Genomic DNA, 12,262 nt, shown 5'->3' on the forward strand with positions numbered 1-12,262 from the left:
ATCAAGATGTACATCGCTTACCTTCGTGTAAAGCCAGCCAACGGAGGAGGGCGCGATGAGCGAGATGACCGGCACGGTGCCGCTGGGGTCGACCGAACGCTGGACCGACAAGAAGCGGTACCTGTGGCTGATCGGGCTGGTCGTGCCGTCGCTCGCGTTCCTCGCGATCGGCCTGCACGCCGCGACCGGCTGGGGCGTCTGGTTCTGGATCGGGCCGATCGTGATCCTGGCGATCGTGCCCGCGATCGACCTGGTCGCCGGCCTCGACCGGAGCAATCCGCCGGACGACGTGATCGAACGGCTCGAACAGGACCGGTACTACCGGTGGATCACCTACCTGTTCCTGCCGATCCAGTACGTCGGGTTCGTCTTCGCGTTCTGGCTGATCGCCCGCGGCGAACTGTCCATTGCCGACAAGGTCGGACTCGCGATTTCGATCGGCTGCATCGGCGGGATCGGCATCAACACCGCGCACGAACTGGGCCACAAGAAGGAAAGCCACGAGCGCTGGCTGTCGAAAATCGCGCTGGCACAGAGCTTTTACGGGCATTTCTACATCGAGCACAACCGCGGCCATCACGTGCGGGTCGCGACCCCGGAGGACCCGGCGTCGAGCCGGGTCGGCGAAAGCTTCTACCGGTTCTGGCCGCGTACGGTGTTCGGCTCGCTGAAATCCGCGTGGGGGCTGGAGCGCAAGCGTTACGCCCGCCGTGACAAGCATCCGTTCCGGATCGGCAACGACGTGCTCAACGCGTGGCTGATGTCCGCGGTGCTGTGGGTGGCGATGGTGGCCTGGCTCGGCATCGAAATCCTACCGTACCTGGTGATCCAGGCGGTGATCGGGTTCTCGCTGCTGGAAGTCGTGAACTACATGGAGCACTACGGGATGCTGCGGCAGAAGGTCGGCCCGCCCGAACGTCGCCGGTACGAGCGCGTGGATCCCAGCCATAGCTGGAATTCCAACAACATCGCGACGAACGTCCTGCTGTACCACCTGCAGCGGCACAGCGACCACCACGCCAACCCGACGCGCCGCTACCAGACCCTGCGCGACTTCGCCGAATCTCCGGTGCTGCCGACCGGGTACGCCGGGATGATCGTGCTCGCGCTGTTCCCGCCGCTGTGGCGTCGCGTGATGGATCAGCGGGTGCTCAACCACTTCGACGGCGACATCAGCCGGGCCAACATCCAGCCGTCGAAGCGGGAGAAAATCCTTGCCCGGTACGGCTCGTCTGCTACCGAGACTGTGGCAGTGCTGGACGACGTGCGCGGCGACGCCAGCGAAGGCGGGATGTGCCCGGGCTGCGGATATGTGTACGACGAACAGCGCGGCGACCCGCGCGAAGGCTTCCCCGCCGGTACGCCGTGGTCGTCCATTCCGGACAGCTGGTGCTGCCCTGACTGCGGCGTAAGGGAAAAGGTCGACTTCGTTGCTCCCGGAAGGATGAGTGTGTGATGCGGATCGAAGCGGATTTGAACAAGTGTGACGGCCTGGGCATGTGCGAAGCGATGGCACCGGACTTCTTCGAGGTGGGCGACGAGGGCACGGTCGTCGTGCTCGACGGGAACCCCGGCGAGGAGCACCGGACCGACCTCGCCGCGGCGGTCGACGCCTGCCCGGTGCTCGCGTTGAAGCTGGTGTCATGACGCTCGCGGTGGTCGGCGCCTCGCTGGCGGGACTGCGAGCGGTCGAATCGGCGCGGCGGACCGGGTACGACGGCCGGATCGTGCTGATCGGCGCGGAGGACCGGCTGCCGTACGACCGGCCTCCGCTGTCGAAGGCGTTCCTCGCGGCGGACGGTCCCGTTGCGGTGGAACCGTTTCTCAGCGCGGACGACCTACGCGGCCTCGGTGTCGACCTCCGGCTGGGCACCCCAGCGACCGGGCTCGACCCGATCGCCCGGGAGATCCACACCGGCGACACGACGATCCCCTATGACGCGGCGGTCATCGCCACCGGAGCCGCCGCCCGGGTTGTCCCGGGCACCGCGGAGATCTCCGGCATTCACTCCCTGCGGACCGCCGACGATGCCATGGCCATCAGGTCCGCATTGGACAGTGGCGCTAGGACAGTCGTGATCGGTGCCGGATTCATCGGCTCAGAAGTCGCTTCAGCAGCACGCAAACGCGGCCTTCCAGTATCCATTGTGGAAACACTGGACACGCCTTTGGTGCGCGCGATCGGACCCGAAGTCGGCGAGGTCTGCGCGGATCTGCATCGCACGGCAGGCACCGATCTCCGGCTGGGCACCAGGGTCACCGGTTTCGCGGCGAAAGACGGTGCGGTAACCGGGGTCCGGCTGTCTACCGGCGAAGTCCTTCCAGCCGACCTGGTCGTCGCGGGAATCGGCGCGGCCCCCGCCACCGGCTGGCTGCGCGACAGCGGACTCCTGCTGCACGAACGCGACGGCGGCATCATCTGCGACGGCACTCTCGCCGCCGCACACGGTGTCTACGCCGCCGGTGACGTCGCGCACGTGGCGAACGCGCTGTTCGACGGCGAGCTGATGCGGCTGGAACACTGGACGAACGCGGCCGAGCAGGGTGCGGCCGCGGCCCGGCACGCGCTGAACCCCGCGAGCGCGCGGGTGTTCAGCGCCGTGCCGTATTTCTGGTCCGATTGGTACTCGCACCGCATCCAGTTCGTCGGAACGCCGCGCGCGGACGAGGTCGTCGTCGCGGTACCGGCCGAGCACGGCTTCACCGCGCTGTACCGGCGCGGCGACCGGCTCGTCGGAGCGTTCACCGTCGACCGGCCGCGCGACATCATGAAGTACCGCAAGCGGATCGCCGCGCGGACGCCGTGGTCCGAGGCAGTCGCCTTCGCACTCGAAACGAGTGAACACTGCGTGGCGTAGCCACCCCGTTGAGGGCGGTGGCGGGGAGGAAGGTGGAAGAATGACCGTCATGAGCGTGCTTCCGGTGCCCGCGGGCGGCCAGTACCGGCAGCCCATCATCACCGCCGCCATCGAACTCACCGCGAAGTCCGGCTGGTCAGCGGTCACTATGGCGCGGCTGGCCGATCTGGTCGGCGTGAGCAGGCAGACCGTCTACAACGAGATCGGCTCGAAAACCGCCCTCGCCGAGGCGATGATCTCGCACGAGCTGCACCGGTTCCTCGCAGTGGTGAGCACCGCCTTCGACCGGCATCCGGCCGACCTGGTCGAGGCGATCTACGACGCCGTCCGCTCGGTGCTCGAACTGGCCGACGACAACATCCTGCTGCGCGCCATCGCCTCCGCGACCCACGGCACCGACAACGAATTCCTGCCGCTGCTGACCACGCGCGCCGGCACCCTGCTCACCGAGGCGAAAGCCGTGCTGCGCGGCCGGGTCCGCAGCTACGCCCCGCCGTTGGACGACGGTCAGCTCACCGTGGTCATGGACCTCGTAGTGCGCACGGTGCTGAGCCACGTGATGCAGCCGTCGGGCACGCCCGCCGAGACCGCCGACGGCCTCGCGTGGGTCGCCGCCCGGGTGCTCGGCACCGCGCCGTCGGCACCGATGCGCACCCGCTCGTAATCGAGATGCGCGGTCGAGGCATCACGTGTCAGCCTGCCGCGCGTGAACCGTGAACGACTTTCCGCACTCGCCCACACCCGGCACCCCATCGCGGCCCCGATCAGCGACGACGAGGGCCAGCGCCTGCTCGACCTGAGCATCCCGCACGAGGACGCGGCGATACTCGATCTGGGCTGCGGCGGTGCCGAATGGCTCATCCGCGCCCTCACCGCGCACCCGAAACTCCGCGCCGTCGGCGTCGACACCTCGGAATTCGCCCTCTCCCGCGCCCGGACCGCCGCTGCCGCACAAGGCGTCGCCGACCGGCTGACCCTGCACCAGCAGCCCGCCACCGAATTCCCTGCCACAGCCGAGTTCGACACCGTCCTGTGCATCGGCTCCACCCACGCCTTCGGCGGTCTGCCCGACACCCTCGAAGCAATGCGAGCCCACGTCCGCCCAAGCGGCCGTGCCCTGCTCGGCGACGCCTACTGGGATGCCGAGCCGACCCCCGCCGCCCTCGAAATCTTCGGCGACCTGCCGGACCTGCCCGAACTCCTCGACCAGGTGATCGCCGCCGGCTGGACCCCGGCCCACGGCCACAACAGCACCCGCGCCGAACTGGACGCCTACGAATGGTCGTGGACCGGCAGCCTCACCGAATGGGCCCTGGACCACCCCGAAGACCCCGACCAGGCAGAAGCCCTCGCCGCGGCGGCCGCCCACCGAAACGAGTGGCTCCGCGATTACCGGGACTCGTTCGGCTTCGCGTGCGTCGCGCTGCGCGCTTGACAAAACTTCTTGTCAATGCCAGTTTCGGACTCGACCCCAACCCGCGAAAGGGAAGTCCGATGACCGACCTCGTGCCGTTCCTGATGTTCCAGAAGCGCGACGCCGCCGAGGCGATGGCCTTCTACACCTCGCTGTTCCCCGGCGACTCCGTGCTGTCCGAACAGCGCTACGGCGCCGACGGCCCCGGTCCGGAGGGGACGATCGTGATGGCCGAGTTCACCGTCGCCGGGCAGCGGGTGCGGTGCAGCGACAGCTTCATCAAGCACGGCTTCGACTTCACGCCGTCGACCTCGCTGTTCGTCACGGTCGACTCGGCCGGCGAACTCAAGCGGCTCTACGAGGCGCTCGGCGAGGGCGGCGGAACGCTGATGCCGCTGGACGACTACGGCTTCGGTCCGTTCGCCTGGGTGAACGACCGCTGGGGCGTGTCGTGGCAGTTGAGCGCCAAGGGCTGAGCTTTCCCGGCAGGATGCACGTACGGTTTCTTTTTGCGATCGCTAATCGGGGTGGATCTGCAGCTCGAGCGCAATTCCCGACACTATTGACTCATTGGCAAATGCCCGGAAAAGGAATGCGAGCCGGTTAACCACGGACGGGTTAACCCGGGGTATTCGGACACCGCTATGGTGGGCTTCGGGAGGTTGGCAATCAGCCTGAGGGGGGGCCGATACCGCATCCCGAGGCCAGTCGCTTGACCTGCAGCAGTCCGCCGGGGCGGCCTCTGCTCAGGGCAGGCGGCTGGCCTTTTTGCCGCGGCACGGAATCAAGGGCCACGAGAGTGGGGAAACCACGTTTTCCGGCACCAAAACCCACGCCGGGGAAAATGCCGGGACGGAATTCGCGAACCGCGTCCTAGGCGCCCCGGTTCCGGTACAGCCACCACACGTCCCGGCCGAAAGACCAGCTCAGCGTCGCCACCGCGACCCCGGCCAAGACCACCGGCGCGACCCCCGCCGCCGCGGCGGTCAAGGCGATTCCCTGCAAAGCCGCCACCGCCTTCCGCGCCCAGCTGGGTCGCAGCGGTGCCCGAAGCCACGGCCACAGCCGCGCCGCCGCGACGAAGGCGTAGCGCATCAGGCCGATCGCCAATACCCACGGGCCGACCGATGTCGCGACCAGGACGCTCAGCACGAGGATCAGGAAGGCGTCCGCTTCCATGTCGAACCGGGCTCCCAGCGCGGAGGCAGTTCCGGTGCGGCGCGCGACGTGGCCGTCTAGTGCGTCCAGGGCAAGAGCGACCGCCGCGATGGGGACGATCAAGGCCAGCGGCGGGTGTCCGCCCAGACGGTCGGCGACCAGTGCGGTCACGCTGCCGATCAGGGCCGCGCGGGCGAGGGTCACCTGGTCGGCGGGGCCCAGCCGGTACACCCGGATCCGCCAAGCGCCCTGGGTGAGCAGCACCAACAGGCCGAGGAGGTAAGCCACGCCGACCGCCCAGCCGGCGAGGCCGAGGCCGGTCGTCACCGTCAGCAGGGTCAGCAGGGCGAGCTGCGCCAGCAGCGCGGGGGCCTGCTGGACGACCGTTGAACCCAGTTCGGCCGGGGTTCGTGTACAGGTGGAGACAGCCATTTCTCCTCGATCCGGCAGCAACGGAGGACAACCTTGACACGGGCGGCGCAGGCCTTCTGGTTCACTTCGGCCGGGGGCGGGGAGATCCGATCGGCCGAAACAGCTGCTCCGCAAGCCGGCGAAGTGCTGGTCCGAACGCGTTTTTCGGCGTTGAGCCGCGGCACCGAAAGTCTCGTGCTGCGCGGCGGGGTGCCCGCGAGCCAGCAGGACATCATGCGCGCGCCGTATCAGGAAGGCGACTTTCCGTGGCCGGTCAAGTACGGCTACCTGAACGTCGGCGAGGTCCTTTCCGGACCGCCGGAGCTGACCGGCCGCACGGTGTTCTGCCTCTACCCGCATCAGACCGAGTACGTCGTGCCCGCGTCGGCAGTCACGGTGGTGCCCGATGACGTTCCCGCGGCTCGGGCAGTGCTCGCCGGGACCGTCGAAACCGCGGTGAACGCGCTCTGGGACGCGGCACCGCTGGTCGGCGACCGGATCGCGGTGGTCGGGGCGGGCATGGTCGGGTGCAGCGTCGCGCGGCTGCTGTCCCGGTTTCCCGGCGTGGACGTCCAGCTCGTCGACCCCGACCCGGACCGCGAAGAGGTCGCGGACGCGTTCGGCATCCGTTACGCCACCCCGGAAACCGCCAGCGGCGACCTCGACCTGGTGGTGCACGCCAGCGCGACCGACGCCGGGCTCGCGCGTTCGCTGGAACTGCTCGGCAACGAGGGCACGGTGGTCGAGCTGAGCTGGTACGGCGACCGCCAGGTGTCGGTGCCGCTCGGCGAGAACTTCCATTCGCGGCGGCTTACCGTGCGCGGCAGCCAGGTCGGTACCGTCTCGCCAGCCCGCTCGGCGCGGCGCGGTTACGGCGACCGGATGGCGCTGGCGCTGCGGCTGCTCGCGGACCCGGCGTTCGACGTCCTGATCACCAGCGAATCAACGTTCGCCGAGCTGCCGGACGTCGCGGCGCGGCTAGCGAACGGAACTCTGCGCGGACTGGCTCACCGGATCACCTACCCGTAAAGGAGAACGCGTTGTTCAGTGTCACCGTGCGCGATCACATCATGGTCGCCCACAGTTTCCGCGGCGAGGTTTTCGGCCCGGCGCAACGCTTGCACGGCGCGACGTTCGTGGTCGACGCGACGTTCCGGCGGTCCGAATTGGACTCGGACAACATCGTCGTCGACATCGGGCTCGCCACCGAGCAGCTCGGCGCGGTGCTCGCCGACCTGAACTACCGGAACCTCGACGACGAACCCGATTTCGCCGGGATCAACACGTCGACGGAATTCCTCGCCAAGGTGATCGCCGACCGGCTCGCGGACCGGATCCACGCCGGGGAACTCGGCGAGAACGCGCGCGGCCTGGCCCAGATTTCGGTGACGCTGCACGAATCCCACGCCGCTTCGGCCGGATACGAGCGTTCCTTGTGACCACAGCGGACTCTTCCGGTTACGCGCCGGAGTGGCTGAAACTCAGAGAGCCCGCCGACACCGCGGCGCGGGCGGCCGATCTGGTCGCCCTGCTCCCGGACGGCCCGGCGGTCATCCGGGATCTCGGCTGCGGCACCGGAGCGATGGGCCGCTGGCTGAGCGGTCGCCTGCCGAAGCCGCAGCGGTGGATTCTGCACGACCAGGACCCGAGGCTGCTGGAGATCGCCGCGCGCAGCCTTCCGCCGGGGATCGACGTCGAGACGGAACAGGCGGACGTGACCCGGCTGGAGCTGAGCGGCACTTCTTTGGTCACGGCTTCCGCCTTGCTGGATCTCCTTACCGAGGAAGAAATCCAGCGATTGGTGAAGTCCTGTGTGGACGCGAGCAGCCCAGCGCTGTTCACGTTGTCCGTGACCGGATCGGCCGAGATAGCGCCACCGGACGAGGCAGACGAAGCGCTCAACGACGCCTTCAACGACCACCAACGCCGCGGCGGAAAGCTAGGCCCGGAAGCGGTCGCCTGCACTGCGGCAGAGTTCAAGCGGCACGGCTGGACAGTCCACACCAGACCGTCACCGTGGCGGCTCGGTCCAGAACATCGCGAACTCATCGACACCTGGTATCGCGGTTTCGTCGCTGCCGCACTGGAACAAGACCCGTCCCTGGCAGTACCCGAGGATCGGCGGATCACCGACGTCACCGTGCACCACCAAGATCTACTCGCTCTCCCCTGATTCCCGCCGCGCCCGGGCCCGGCGTTTGCCCTCGTGCATCGCCGCGACCCGGGCGACCGGGATCGTGTGCCCTTCGGCGACGAGATCCGCGGGAAGTTCCTGTGGCTCGGGCAATTCCTCCGCCCACGGGTCAGCGCCGCCCAGCAGCTCCACCGCGGTCTTCACGGTGAAATCCGCCGGTTTCACGTTGTCCGCGTCCGCCCAGCGAACCGGGAACGACACCGGCGCGCCCGGCCGGATCCGCGGACTGTAAACGGCCGCCACCGTAGCCCCGCCCGCGCGGGTCGAATCGAGGAACACCTTGCCGTGCCGGTCTTCCCGGATGAACGCCGTGGTCGCCAGCTGCGGATCAATCCGCTCCGCCCGCGCACCGACCGCACGGGTCGCCGCCGCTACGTCCTCAAAGGACAGACCGGGAACCAGCGGAACGAACACGTGCACGCCTTTGGATCCGCTGGTCTTCAACGCACCGGCGAGCCCGGAATCGGCCAAGGCCTGCCGCACCAATCGAGCCGCCGCCACCGCGACGCTGAAGTCCGCGCCCTCCGGCGGGTCGAGGTCCATGATCAGATCGGTCTGGCCGACCGGATCCACCCGGGACAGCGCGGGATGCAGTTCGACCGCGCGCTGATTGCCGAACCACAGCAGCGTCCGGCGGTCGTTGCACAGTCCATAGGTGACTGTCCGGTGTGAACTCTCCGCCCACAGTTTCGCCCGCGGCACCCATTCCGGCGTGTACTTCGGCAGGTTCTTCTGCATGAACGCGTCCTGCCCGCGCAGCACCCGCATCACCGACAGCGGACGGTCGCGCAGCACCGGCAGCAACCGGTCCGAGACCGCGTCGAAGTAGTCGATGAGGTCGCGTTTCGTCACCCCGGCGTCGACGAACAGCTCTTGGTCGAGGTTGGTCAGGGAAACCCCTTCGCGCACCTCATCCGCTTTACTCATGCTGCCTCCGCGGCAGGAAGTACGTCGGCAGTGGCCATCCGCCAACCCTTGCCGACCAGACCATCCCGGTCAACCGCTTAGACGAGCGGTTTCCCTTTCCGCAACCGCCGCCGGAAGTCGGCGAGGCAGGCGTCATAGGGGAAACGCCGCGCGCGCAACGGAAGCCGTTCGGCCATTCGGCCGATCCCGCGCATCAGCCGATCGAACCTCCGCTGGTCCGCGTCCGACCACGGCAGCCGCATCTGCTCGCGGAACACCTCCGGCAGGAATCCGGTCGTGACGAAGCGGTGGAACCGTCCGAAGAGGAGCGAGAACGGCCGGGGCAGGAATTCCAGGTTCGCGATGGCGGTGAGGTATTCCCGGAGCCGGTCGTCGATGTCCACCTTGGCCAGCCCGTCCGCCCAGTACGCGGCGAAGTCGTCCGGCCAGTCTTCCGGACGCACCTGCAGCGTCGTGCCGAGCACCGCGGCCTCGGCGTACCAGGATTCCGGAGCGGGACGGCCGAGAAACACGCGATGCACGTCCTCAACGCCGTGACACAGACAGGCAGCGACCCACAGCTGGAGCTCACGGTCGAAAGCGCGGTACCGCACCGGACTCGCGTCGGTCGAAACCACCTGCGCGTGCACTGCGTTCACCGCCCGCCGGTACGCCGCCCGGTCGGCGTCGGTGCCCAGCACGGCGACCGCGAGATAGGTGACGGTGGTGCGCGTGCGTTTCAGCGGATGTTTGAAGAGATTCCCCGAATCGACCCGGCTTTCCAGCACGCCGTACCCGACCGCCGGCCGGCCGAGCTGCATGATCACGTTCGCGCCGCCCGCGAGCAGGCTGACGCCGAGCATGCCGTCCTGGAGCATCCATCCAGGGGAACCCCTCCGTTGACACATTGTCAAGAGCTGTCAGGCGCGCACGACCCGCACGTCCGCCACCTCCAGCAACCCGTCCAGGTGCACCCGAGCCCGCGTTTGCACCGGATCGACGATGAGCCCGTCGCGCCGGACCAGGTCGAGAACGTGCGCCGCCAGCGGAAGCACCATGTGCCGTCCCCAGCAGCGCTCGTTACTGTGCCCGAACGGGAGATAGCCGGGGTGGTTATCCGGGTCCAGCGCGGCCCAGCGGCTCGGCCGGAACTCGTCGGGCGCGTCCCACAGTTCGGGGTCGCGGTGGCTGAGCAGCGGCAGCAGCAGGACGTCGTCGCCGGGGCCGATCCGGGCGTCCACCTCGGCGAACTCCGGCGAACGCACGCGCAGGATGTTCCACGACGGCGGCAGGAGGCGCAGTGCCTCGTTGAGCAGGTACTCGGTCGGCACGTCGCCGTCGAGCGGCGAACTGAGCCACAAAGCGTTCGTGACCAGCGCGGCGACGGTGAAGCAGATCGGCCCGGCCACGCGCCGGTAGAGGTACATCGCGAAGCGGCGCTCCTCGAAGCTGTCCGCTTCGAGCACCATCCGCGCCAAGGCGGACAGCGCGACCTCGGGCGCGGGCCGTCCCCACAGCGCGGCACCGGTGGCGACTGCGGCCCAGGTGATCTTCGGCGTGAGCTCAAGCCGACGGTCGACGAGGACCCGGAATCGGCGCTGTTCGCGCCCGAAGACCAGGTCACGCAGGTAGTTGTGCGGCACGGCGGGCCAGGTTCCGGCGAGGCTGGCGGCACCGAGCGGTTTCTTGAGCGCGGCCCGCACGTCCGCACCGACCGCCCGCATCAGCGCCGATGATTCTGGCCGCGTGACAACCCGGCCGCGCACCGGCTTGAACGTCGGCCGCTCCTCGGCATTCGCCGGCCGGCTCCGCAGCAGCGCGTCCATCAACGACGCCCCGGCGACGCCGACCGTGTCCGGTTCCAGCCGAAAGAAGGATTTCCCCCGATAACGGTCGAACAGTTCTTGAATCCGCGGCGCGAATACCACCTGCCGCACTTTGTTCCGTTCAGCGGGAATAGTCACCGAACAACTCCTCGGGATCGGCGGTACCGGCCGGTACCGGGAATTCCGGAACCGGCCGGTACCGCCCTGATGAGACCGTCAGATCCAGCCGTACCAGGCGTAAGACTTCAGGCTCTTGCTCGGGAGGGCCTTGCGCACGAGACGAACAAGCTTCACGGAAATGCCTCCGTCTTCTCGGGAAGTTCGACCGCACTCGCGGTCGATTCCGACAGTACGACGAATTCCCGGGAATTCGCGGCAAGACAACCTGAACGGCCCACTGCGGCCGTTCTGTCCGGGAGCGTCAGGTCGTCGGTTCGGGAATTCCGGCCCGGATTCCTTGGCGAATCCGCGGCGGCGTCGGTATCCTTCGCGACCCGCTAAAGCACCGACTGGGCAAACTCGATGAGTGCCCGAGCCGCGGGTCCAGCGGGGCCGTCCGACCGCCACGCCAGCGCCAGCTGCCCGCGCAGCTCCGGCCGCAACCGCAGAGTGTGCACGTCCCCGGCGTAGTAGCGAGCCAGTGATTCCGGCACCAGCGCCACGCCGAGGCCGCGCATCGCGAGCTTGGCCAGCACGTTCGGGTCGCTCGCCTCGATCGTCACCCGCGAACGCAGCCCGGCCGCGGCGAACCCGCGGTCCAGCACACCACGCATCCCGGTGCCCTTCGGCAGGCAGATCAGCGACCGTTCGGCCAGCTCAGCGAGGGTGAGCGAGGTGCGGTCCGAGAATTCGTCGCGCGGCGCGGTAACGGCGACCAGCTCCTCGTCGAGCACGATCTGCGTGGTGAGCCCAGCGGGCACGCCGTCGGCCAGTCCGATCACCGCGACGTCCAGCCGTCCTTCGCGCAGCGCGTCGACCATCAGGTCGGAATTCGCTTCGCTGAGCGTGATTTCCACTCCCGGATAGCGCTCGGCGAACCCGGCCAGGAACTCCGGCAGCTCCACCGGCCCGAGGGAAGTCACCATCCCCATCGCTACCTGGCCGCGCACCAGCCCTTCGTGCTCCGCGACCGTTTCACGCACCGCCGCGACCGCCGCGAGCGCGGCCCGGGCGTGCGGCAGAGCGGCCTCGCCGACGCCGGTAAGCCGTACCGTTCGGCCGGACCGGTCGAACAACGGCTGCCCCAGCTCGCGTTCCAGCCGTCGGATCTGCGCGCTGACCCCGGGCTGCGCGACGTGCATCCGGGCCGCCGCGCGGGTGAAGTTGGCTTCTTCCGCGACAACCCTGGATCTCCTAGTGCACTTCTTCCGAGGCTTCTGACCTGCGGATATCTTCCTAAGATCTGGTGTACTTCTACACATGGCATGGTGAGGCCGTGTGCGCGGCTGATGTACATGCGGCCGTGATGACGAGTGTTCGCGGCTCGCGGCTCGCG

15 protein-coding genes are annotated in these 12,262 nt (G+C 68.4%); 9 read left to right on the forward strand and 6 right to left on the reverse strand.

The annotated features are described in order from the left end of the window. The first annotated feature begins 55 nt into the window (after positions 1–55). The 6 genes from ACWGIC_RS14070 to ACWGIC_RS14095 are packed head-to-tail and all read left to right on the forward strand — an operon-like array spanning position 56 to position 4,748. Positions 56–1,456 carry a fatty acid desaturase gene (locus ACWGIC_RS14070; RefSeq protein WP_452076307.1) on the forward strand — a complete coding sequence of 467 codons (1,401 nt, stop codon included), beginning with the start codon at positions 56–58 and terminating at the stop codon, positions 1,454–1,456. Beyond that, the gene (locus ACWGIC_RS14075) at positions 1,456–1,647 is read left to right on the forward strand and encodes a ferredoxin (RefSeq protein WP_067576490.1); all 192 of its coding nucleotides are present in this window, start codon (positions 1,456–1,458) and stop codon (positions 1,645–1,647) included. Before ACWGIC_RS14070 ends, ACWGIC_RS14075 begins: the two co-directional genes overlap by 1 nt. Next, complete coding sequence (locus ACWGIC_RS14080; protein WP_452076308.1) at positions 1,644–2,858, forward strand: NAD(P)/FAD-dependent oxidoreductase; 1,215 nt, start codon at positions 1,644–1,646, stop codon at positions 2,856–2,858. Before ACWGIC_RS14075 ends, ACWGIC_RS14080 begins: the two co-directional genes overlap by 4 nt. Positions 2,859–2,898: 40 nt before the next feature. Continuing rightward, positions 2,899–3,522: a TetR family transcriptional regulator gene (locus tag ACWGIC_RS14085; protein WP_452076309.1), complete on the forward strand. Its 624-nt coding sequence runs from the start codon at positions 2,899–2,901 to the stop codon at positions 3,520–3,522. A gap of 42 nt (positions 3,523–3,564) precedes the next feature. Continuing rightward, the gene (locus ACWGIC_RS14090) at positions 3,565–4,293 is read left to right on the forward strand and encodes an SAM-dependent methyltransferase (RefSeq protein WP_452076310.1); all 729 of its coding nucleotides are present in this window, start codon (positions 3,565–3,567) and stop codon (positions 4,291–4,293) included. Positions 4,294–4,352: 59 nt separating this feature from the next. Beyond that, a complete protein-coding gene (locus ACWGIC_RS14095; RefSeq protein WP_452076311.1) occupies positions 4,353–4,748 on the forward strand; it encodes a VOC family protein in 396 nt (131 codons plus the stop codon). Positions 4,749–5,145: 397 nt separating this feature from the next. On the opposite strand, the gene ACWGIC_RS14100 is transcribed toward ACWGIC_RS14095, so the two are convergent. Next, a complete protein-coding gene (locus ACWGIC_RS14100; RefSeq protein ID WP_452076312.1) occupies positions 5,146–5,862 on the reverse strand; it encodes a CDP-alcohol phosphatidyltransferase family protein in 717 nt (238 codons plus the stop codon). Between the two features lie 33 nt (positions 5,863–5,895). Here ACWGIC_RS14100 and ACWGIC_RS14105 point away from each other — a divergent pair, with 33 nt between their 5' ends. The 3 genes from ACWGIC_RS14105 to ACWGIC_RS14115 are packed head-to-tail and all read left to right on the forward strand — an operon-like array spanning position 5,896 to position 8,014. Continuing rightward, complete coding sequence (locus ACWGIC_RS14105) at positions 5,896–6,870, forward strand: zinc-dependent alcohol dehydrogenase (protein ID WP_452076313.1); 975 nt, start codon at positions 5,896–5,898, stop codon at positions 6,868–6,870. An 11-nt stretch (positions 6,871–6,881) separates the two neighbouring features. Continuing rightward, positions 6,882–7,280 carry a 6-pyruvoyl trahydropterin synthase family protein gene (locus ACWGIC_RS14110; protein ID WP_452076314.1) on the forward strand — a complete coding sequence of 133 codons (399 nt, stop codon included), beginning with the start codon at positions 6,882–6,884 and terminating at the stop codon, positions 7,278–7,280. Further along, positions 7,277–8,014: a class I SAM-dependent methyltransferase gene (locus tag ACWGIC_RS14115; protein ID WP_452076315.1), complete on the forward strand. Its 738-nt coding sequence runs from the start codon at positions 7,277–7,279 to the stop codon at positions 8,012–8,014. The genes ACWGIC_RS14110 and ACWGIC_RS14115 overlap by 4 nt, the downstream gene beginning before the upstream one ends. Here ACWGIC_RS14115 and ACWGIC_RS14120 read toward each other — a convergent pair. From ACWGIC_RS14120 to ACWGIC_RS14140, 5 genes are all read right to left on the reverse strand, one after another. Beyond that, a complete protein-coding gene (locus ACWGIC_RS14120) occupies positions 7,997–8,962 on the reverse strand; it encodes a DNA polymerase domain-containing protein (RefSeq protein WP_452076316.1) in 966 nt (321 codons plus the stop codon). The two genes, ACWGIC_RS14115 and ACWGIC_RS14120, sit on opposite strands and share 18 nt — an antisense overlap. Positions 8,963–9,039: 77 nt before the next feature. Continuing rightward, the gene (locus ACWGIC_RS14125) at positions 9,040–9,819 is read right to left on the reverse strand and encodes an oxygenase MpaB family protein (RefSeq protein ID WP_452076317.1); all 780 of its coding nucleotides are present in this window, start codon (positions 9,817–9,819) and stop codon (positions 9,040–9,042) included. A gap of 42 nt (positions 9,820–9,861) precedes the next feature. Continuing rightward, on the reverse strand, positions 9,862–10,905 hold the full coding sequence (locus ACWGIC_RS14130; protein WP_452076318.1) for a cytochrome P450: 1,044 nt from the start codon (positions 10,903–10,905) through the stop codon (positions 9,862–9,864). 78 nt (positions 10,906–10,983) lie between these two features. Then, entirely contained in the window at positions 10,984–11,334 is a 351-nt protein-coding gene (locus ACWGIC_RS14135) for a tryptorubin family RiPP precursor (RefSeq protein ID WP_452076319.1), read from the reverse strand. Further along, positions 11,265–12,158: a LysR family transcriptional regulator gene (locus tag ACWGIC_RS14140; protein WP_452076371.1), complete on the reverse strand. Its 894-nt coding sequence runs from the start codon at positions 12,156–12,158 to the stop codon at positions 11,265–11,267. The genes ACWGIC_RS14135 and ACWGIC_RS14140 overlap by 70 nt, the downstream gene beginning before the upstream one ends. Between the last annotated feature and the right edge of the window lie 104 nt (positions 12,159–12,262).

The organism is Amycolatopsis sp. NPDC054798 (genome assembly GCF_053611505.1).

Excerpts from the sequence above, each read along its gene's own strand:
- ACWGIC_RS14080 (WP_452076308.1), top strand. The coding sequence starts at position 1,644 with ATGACGCTCGCGGTGGTCGGCGCCTCGCTGGCGGGACTGCGAGCGGTC.
- ACWGIC_RS14120 (WP_452076316.1), bottom strand. The coding sequence starts at position 8,962 with ATGAGTAAAGCGGATGAGGTGCGCGAAGGGGTTTCCCTGACCAACCTC.
- ACWGIC_RS14100 (WP_452076312.1), bottom strand. The coding sequence starts at position 5,862 with ATGGCTGTCTCCACCTGTACACGAACCCCGGCCGAACTGGGTTCAACG.
- ACWGIC_RS14085 (WP_452076309.1), top strand. The coding sequence starts at position 2,899 with ATGACCGTCATGAGCGTGCTTCCGGTGCCCGCGGGCGGCCAGTACCGG.
- ACWGIC_RS14125 (WP_452076317.1), bottom strand. The coding sequence starts at position 9,819 with ATGCTCCAGGACGGCATGCTCGGCGTCAGCCTGCTCGCGGGCGGCGCG.
- ACWGIC_RS14070 (WP_452076307.1), top strand. The coding sequence starts at position 56 with ATGAGCGAGATGACCGGCACGGTGCCGCTGGGGTCGACCGAACGCTGG.
- ACWGIC_RS14075 (WP_067576490.1), top strand. The coding sequence starts at position 1,456 with ATGCGGATCGAAGCGGATTTGAACAAGTGTGACGGCCTGGGCATGTGC.
- ACWGIC_RS14095 (WP_452076311.1), top strand. The coding sequence starts at position 4,353 with ATGACCGACCTCGTGCCGTTCCTGATGTTCCAGAAGCGCGACGCCGCC.